General features: G+C 33.0%; 6 protein-coding genes and 1 pseudogene. 1 reads left to right on the top strand and 6 read right to left on the bottom strand.

What is annotated here, in order from left to right:
• A pseudogene (locus tag ABWO41_RS13770) lies at positions 1 to 389 on the top strand (hypothetical protein); the annotation flags it as partial.
• Between the two features lie 87 nt (positions 390 to 476).
• On the opposite strand, the gene ABWO41_RS13765 reads toward ABWO41_RS13770, so the two are convergent.
• The 6 genes from ABWO41_RS13765 to ABWO41_RS13740 all read right to left on the bottom strand — a co-directional run.
• Positions 477 to 938, bottom strand: a complete 462-nt coding sequence (locus ABWO41_RS13765) for an energy transducer TonB (protein WP_353139104.1) — start codon at positions 936 to 938, stop codon at positions 477 to 479.
• A gap of 71 nt (positions 939 to 1,009) precedes the next feature.
• The gene (ybeY, locus tag ABWO41_RS13760) at positions 1,010 to 1,456 is read right to left on the bottom strand and encodes an rRNA maturation RNase YbeY (RefSeq protein ID WP_353139101.1); all 447 of its coding nucleotides are present in this window, start codon (positions 1,454 to 1,456) and stop codon (positions 1,010 to 1,012) included.
• A 147-nt stretch (positions 1,457 to 1,603) separates the two neighbouring features.
• Positions 1,604 to 2,032 carry an ATP-binding protein gene (locus ABWO41_RS13755; RefSeq protein ID WP_353139098.1) on the bottom strand — a complete coding sequence of 143 codons (429 nt, stop codon included), beginning with the start codon at positions 2,030 to 2,032 and terminating at the stop codon, positions 1,604 to 1,606.
• A 2-nt stretch (positions 2,033 to 2,034) separates the two neighbouring features.
• The gene (locus ABWO41_RS13750) at positions 2,035 to 5,319 is read right to left on the bottom strand and encodes a DUF4175 family protein (RefSeq protein WP_353139095.1); all 3,285 of its coding nucleotides are present in this window, start codon (positions 5,317 to 5,319) and stop codon (positions 2,035 to 2,037) included.
• 71 nt (positions 5,320 to 5,390) lie between these two features.
• Complete coding sequence (locus ABWO41_RS13745; protein ID WP_353139092.1) at positions 5,391 to 6,617, bottom strand: FtsX-like permease family protein; 1,227 nt, start codon at positions 6,615 to 6,617, stop codon at positions 5,391 to 5,393.
• Positions 6,618 to 6,852, bottom strand: a 235-nt coding sequence (locus ABWO41_RS13740; protein ID WP_353139089.1) for an MBL fold metallo-hydrolase, incomplete at its 5' end; no start/stop codon positions are given.

Here is a 6,852-nt window from a genome sequence, read left to right as displayed (position 1 = left end):
TGGGAGATAGGGGAATACAGAAAATAATAGCAACTAATAAGATACCATTTGATGTTAAGGATATTAAACTGGAAAAAGAAGGATTCGAATTAGATTTTACTAAGCCTTTTTCTATTCCCAGGAACACAGATATTTCTTCGCTATTAAAAGTGAAAAAGTACAATTATCATTACCATGCAAAGTATGGCTCTCCGCGAATCAATGAGCAGAACGTTGCTATAAAGCAGGTTGAAGCTACTTCTAAAAATTCTAAAATAAGTTTGAAATTGAGAAAATTGGAAGAAGGTTTTATTTATGAGATTAAGATAGATTCTGTGTTTAGTAAGGGGCAAAAAGACACATTGACAAATAAAATAATCGCTTATACTGTTAAAAAGACAAAAAATTAAGATTATTATTAAACGATTTGAGTGCTAATGCGGAAATTGGAGCTCAAAGTATATAAAACTTTGACTCCATTTCTTTATTAAAGTTTTCTATAATTTAAACATGAGAGGGACAGTATAGCGACATCTTACTATTTTATCTCCTTGTTTTGCAGGAATCCACCTGGGCATGTTTTGCAATAACCTTATTGTTTCGGTATTTAGATTTTTAGATCCCGTAACGGTCCTTAAAATGTTAATATTTGTTATAGAACCATCTTTTTCAACTACAAAAGTAGCGGTAACTCTGCCTTGAATGTTGTTTTCCTTTTCCCATTCAGGATATTTCATGTTTTTATTGATATAATTGTAAAATTCTTTTATTCCTCCGGGGAATTCAGGATACTTTTCAACCATATATACAACAGCGTTATCATCTGCTTTTAAGATGGAATCTGTTATGGCCTTTTGTCTTTCACGGCTAGGTCCGAATGTTCTTTCCTGTCCAAAACTTTGAAAAGAAGCAAATATAAATAAGATAAAGCCAGAAATAAGGCCGATTTTTAGGTTCATAATTTTAGGTTTTTTTGATTTAATATGTCAATTTAATATAAGCTTTTATAAAGAATGTTTCTACTTTTTATTTAGCTTTTGGATTCTGAAAAATTCCGTTTACTCAAATAAAAATTTTCCTTTTCGGTCATCAGTGCTCTTTCGTGTTTTTTCTTATCCGGATATCCTAGTAAATGTAATGTTCCATGAATAAAAACTCGATGTAACTCATCTGCAGTTTTTACTCCAAACGTTTTTGCATTTTCTTTTACGCGTTCTATACTGATAAAAATATCCCCGTAAATTATACCTTCTTCTTCCGAATTATCAAAAGTGATAATATCTGTATAAGTATCATGATTTAAATACTGTTGATTGATATGAAGAAGGTATTCATCTGAACAAAGGATAAAATTAAGCTCCTGCAATTGATGTCTTTCTTCGTTAATGGTTTTGTTTATCCAATCTCTTATGTGGTTTATATCGCTTATTTTATAGCTTATATCCTCTTTAAAAAAATTTATGGCAAGTCTTTTCATCAAATCAAATTTGGATTTACAAAGATTGCAATAAAATTTAAGTTCCCGATTAAGAGTTATTTAGTTGAGATGTTTTTGAGAGCTGGGATGATTAAAGAATAGCAAATAAAAATAAATACTGGTTATCTGATACTTAAAACCAAAGGTTTATAATTTAAAATGAAGTTCAACCTCATTCCCACTACTATTAAAAATACATTGATCTGCTAATTTTTTCATAATGAATATCCCACGGCCGCTTAATTTTTCTACGTTTTCAGGAGCCGTCGGATCAGGAAGATTATTAAAATCGAAGCCTTCACCCTCATCAGAAATCGAAAAGATGAGTCTTCTGTTATCTATGTTTTCTATATTTACATAAACAGTTTTCGTAGGATTTTCTTTATTTCCATGAACTATGGCATTTGACACTGCTTCGTTTACACAGGTCATCATATTTGCGTAAACTTCATCGCTTAAATTGAGTGTGGGTACCAAATTATCTATGAAGTTTTCAACTGTAACGATACTTGCGCTTGTAGAAGGAAGCTGAAGCGAATAAAGCCCCTTATCTATTATCTGTGTTATGTTCGCCATAGCTATTCCTCTAATTTTACTTTATCAAGATACTGATTACTCTTCGTTTTATAAAAGTTATTTAACGAAGGAGGTACTGTTTTTAACAACTCGGTATCTTTTCTCTTGATTTCATTATATTCTTTCAATATCAAGTTATAATTAGGAGCAAATTCTTTACCACTCTTACTCTCTTTTTCTATATCCTGGTCTCTTTCCCTTTCTGCTTTTTCTGCTTCTAATAGTTTAATTTGTATCTCCTGTTGTCTTAACAGAGACTCTCTCGTAATACGTTTGTTTACGAGTTCTGTCTCCGTTTGTTCCATTTCTTTCATTATTTTTTCCAGATTTCCAGATTTACCAAAGCCATCTTTATTCATTTTTTGATTGAGCTCCTGCAATGCCTGTCTAATCATTTGCTGTTGTTTGGCCATTTCAGAAAATTGTCGACTCATACTGCCTTTTCCTGCTTTTCCAGGTTCCAAACCTTGTTTTTGCATTTGTTCTTTGGCTTTTTGCATATTTTTATTGAGCTCTTCCTGCATTTTTGATAACTCAGACATACCAGGTTGTGGTTTGCCTTTTCCACCAGATTTAGCATTCTTCATTGCATTTTGAAGTTGCTGTAACGCTTCGCTTAACATTAACGCTAAATTGTTTATTGAAGTTAAAGCATATTGCTGGCTTTTGTTGACCTGAGGAATGTTTCTATCCGGAATATTTTCTAATGCGTTATTTAGGTTTTCCCTTATTTGTGCTATTTCTTTATTAACCGCTGTGGATATTTGTGGAACTTTTTTACTCAAACTAAACAAACTGTCTTCCACAATTTTTAAATTATCAGCTATTTCACGTTGTTTTTTTCCGAGCTCTGTAAACTTAGGACTAGCCACATCTGTACGTTTTATATCCAGCATCAGATTTTCCTGATCGAATGACGATTTAAGAAGATTCTGTAAGAGCTGGCGCAGAGATTTCATGTCTACAGAAATCTGTTCTTCTGTAGAGTCTTGCTGCATTTCTTTAAGTTGCTTCGCCAAATCCTGCATTTGTTGGCCGGCTTCTTTTTGACTGCCGCTGGCTTGCTGTTTATTGTTCTGCTGCAATTGTTTTATTGCATCATTTATATTTTTATCTATTTCCTGTTGTTGTTGCTCCTTAATATCGTAATTATCGGGTCGGTCTAAAGCATCGTTTTTTTGTTTAGCTTCTTGCAGGCCCTTTTTTATTTCTTCAAAATTTTTCTGAATCTCTGCTTGCTTTTGGATGTCATTTTCTTTACTGTTTTGTAATTGTTTTTGAGCCAGATCTTCCAGCTTCTGAATCTGCTCATTTAGCTTTTGTTCAGATTCCAGCTTTTTATATAATTCCAGAATTCTATCTAACTCTTTCTGCAGCGATTTATTATCGCTCTGCATTTGTTTCATGTCATCTTGCTGAGGAAGATCTTTACTTCGCTCATCCATCAGCTTTTGAAGATTTTTAAGCAATTCCTTAGTTTTCTCATCAAGAACATTATCAAAAAGTTCCTGAATTTGCTTCTGTTTCTCCAACAGTTCTTTATCCTTTTCTATTTGGCTTCTTTCTAAAATATTCTTCTTATTTTCCTCACTAATCTCCTTAAGAAGTTTTTCCAGTTTGTCTTGCTTATCCAATAATTCTTCCACCTGTTTTTTCTGTTCAAAATCAAGTGATTTAGAATTCAACAGTTCCTGATTAAGCTTTTGCGCCTCCTGCTGTATCTTCTGTGACTGCCTGATTGCAGACTGCATTTTTTGTTTTACCTGCGCTGTACTTTGATTAACTTTTTCAAAACTTTCGTTTACACCGGGGGCTTTATATCTTTTTTCAGGAGATCTGGTTGTTTTTGCTCCATTTACACCATCGTTATCGCTAACCTGGAAATAATAGCTTAACTCTTCGCCCTCTTTTATACCCAATGTATGAACAGGCCAGAAATAGAAAAAATTCGCATTTGTTTTTCCTGAAAATTTAATAGGGACTTTGACATTTTTTCCGTTTCGGGATTTATCTGTAGAATTTTTGATTTGATAATGAAAACTGAGCTGGTTAAGTCCGTAATCGTCACCTATCTTACCCATAAAGTACAGAACTCGTGAATTTAAAGAATCAGTCCGCTCTTCAACTTCTATTTGCGGATAACGATCTGGAATTACGTTTATTTGATGTTTCAGTTCATCCTGTTTACCAGAATTGCCCAAATTAATGGTATAAAAAGTGGCTTCTTTTGCCGTATAAAAAAAGCGGAAAGAACGGTTATCGGCTTTTAATATGTTTTTAGTGTTCTGAATCAGAAATTCGACATAAGGAGTATTTTCTGCATTTAAATTCCACGTTATTTTTGTGCCTTCAGGAACGGTCAGATCTCCTAAATTTACATTTTGTTCGTCTTTTTTCTGCAGATATTTCGGATAGGATAATGATACCGACGATCTGATTAATAAGGGCATTTTCAGCACTTTTAAATTGTAAGTATCAGAATAGTATTCCCCGGCTTTAAACCGAAAATTTTTGCTTTCCTGGATATTCTTAAATAAATAACTGAAACTGATGATGTCCTGTTTCTTTAATTTAAACCTATTTTTTCCGTCTTCAAGATAAATCTCCTGAGGTATTTTATCGCCGCTGAGTTTCAATTCTAAAAGAAAATCTTCGCCCTGAACTGTTTCCAGTTTCTTATTTTGTACCTGAAATTTAAAAGGAGCCTGCTTTTCATAAGTTTTATTATGATTGATAATTCTGGTTGTTCCATCTGTAAGAATAGCAGGAGCGATAAAAGCCAATACAACGATTATGCAAATTGGAATAGCAGCGTAAGGAAGGTATCGCTTATTTTCGCTTATTTTAATAGCAGAAACAAATGGAACGGGTTGCATCTGACTTGCTTTCTGATCTATAGCCGCAAGAATCAGCTCTTTTTGATGAGGATAATCTGCAATTGCTTTATTCAGCTGTAATGTATTTGTGAGTTTATCCTGTATGTTTGGAAAATGCTTTCCAATAATTTCTGATGCTTTTTCGTAGCTGATAATTTCTCCGAGCCTGAAATAATGTAGTAATGGTTTTACTACTAATAAATACATTAAAAAGAGTTGTGTCGCTAAGAAAAGGTAGAATAATATTGTTTTTAATCCGGGAGAAAAATAGCCATAATATTCGGCTATAATAAGTACCAGATATGAAATAAGAAAAATAAAAACTAACCAAATGCTTCCCCTAAGCACTTTATTTAAGTAGTACTTTCTGATGAAATCATCTATTTTCTTTATCAGGGAGCTATAATTCATGGTTCCTACGATCAATAAAAATCAGAAATATGAGTTATAAATACAATTAAAATGATTGAAATGACTTTTTATTATAAATCCGTTCTTAATTGTTCGAATTTTTTTGTGCTGAGTCTGGAACTAATATAGGAAGCAATAAAGGAAATGATAAGTACGGTTACACCTACTAAGAGATAATCCAAAAGCCTGATTTCTACAGGATAAGCGTCAATCAGTAAATTCCCGACTCCCATAGAAATTAATCCAAAATGAAGTTGTAAAAGGCAGAAAATAGTACCTACCAAAAGCCCCGCTATACAACCAACTAAAGATATCATTAGGCCTTCCAATAAAAATATTCTGTTAATAAGCTTTTTAGAAGCTCCTAAACTGTTTAAAATAGCAATATCCTTACGTTTGTCTATCACTAACATAGTTAATGATCCTATGATATTAAAAATGGCTATAATGAGAACAAAAGTGAGAATGAAATAAATAGCCCATTTTTCTGAGTTTAACACTTTGTAGAGTAATTCATTTTGCTGAATTCGGTTTTTTACAACGAATGCATCTCCAAGTACTTTCTCTATTTGCTTCTTTACAGCCTCGGTTTGCTCTGTGTCATTTAAGAAAATCTCAATGTAGCTTATATTTTCAGGTTCACCAATTAATCTTCTCGCTACGTCTATAGGAATAATGGCAATATTATTATCTTCTTGCTGAGCCTGAAATACACCAACGGGTTGCAATTGTTCGGAAACAAATTCTTCTGCAGCAGAGAAACTATTTTTTCTGCCTTTTATTGGAGAATAGATTTCCAGTTTGCGAACCTGATCGTTAATATTTACACCCAGTACATATTGTACAGTAGTACCAATAACGGTATAGCTTCTATATTGATCTTTAAGTAAAAATTCCCCGTTTACCAGCGAACTATCTACATAAGGATTTTTTAGATATTCATCACTTACTCCCTTTATTTGGCCAATAAACTGATAATTTCCGTAACGAATAAGTGCTTTTTCCTGTAGGACTTCTGTATAGGAAAAGTATTTATCTGATTTTTTTATTTTATCAAAATCAACTGTATTGGGATCAAAAACTTTTCCTGTTTGTGGCTCTATCCTAAGATCGGGAGAATGGTAGTTGTACATAGACAAAACCAGGGCCTCGAATCCATTAAAAACAGAAAGTATAATAATAAGTGCGGCACTTCCTACAAAAACGCCTAGCATAGAAATACCAGAAATGATATTAATGGCATTTGTAGACTTTTTAGAGAATAAATACCTCTTGGCTATGTAGAATGCAATGTTCAATTAGCGTAAAAATGGATTGTTAGCTTTTTCGAAACCAATAGTTGTTGCTGGCCCATGCCCGGGGTAAACTTGTGTATCATCTGGTAGAATAAGAAGTTTGTTCTTTATACTGCTTATTAATGTTTCAAAATTTCCTCCAGGTAAATCTGTTCGGCCAATACTTCCATAAAATAGAACATCTCCACCAATCAAAATTTTAGAATCTTTATGGTAAAAACACAGGTGAGCAGGAGAG

Origin of the sequence: Pseudopedobacter sp., assembly GCF_040392825.1 — a bacterium.
Taxonomy (GTDB): domain Bacteria; phylum Bacteroidota; class Bacteroidia; order Sphingobacteriales; family Sphingobacteriaceae; genus Pseudopedobacter.
Note: the sequence above shows the minus strand (reverse complement) of the source record. Positions and strands in the feature narration are given on the sequence as shown.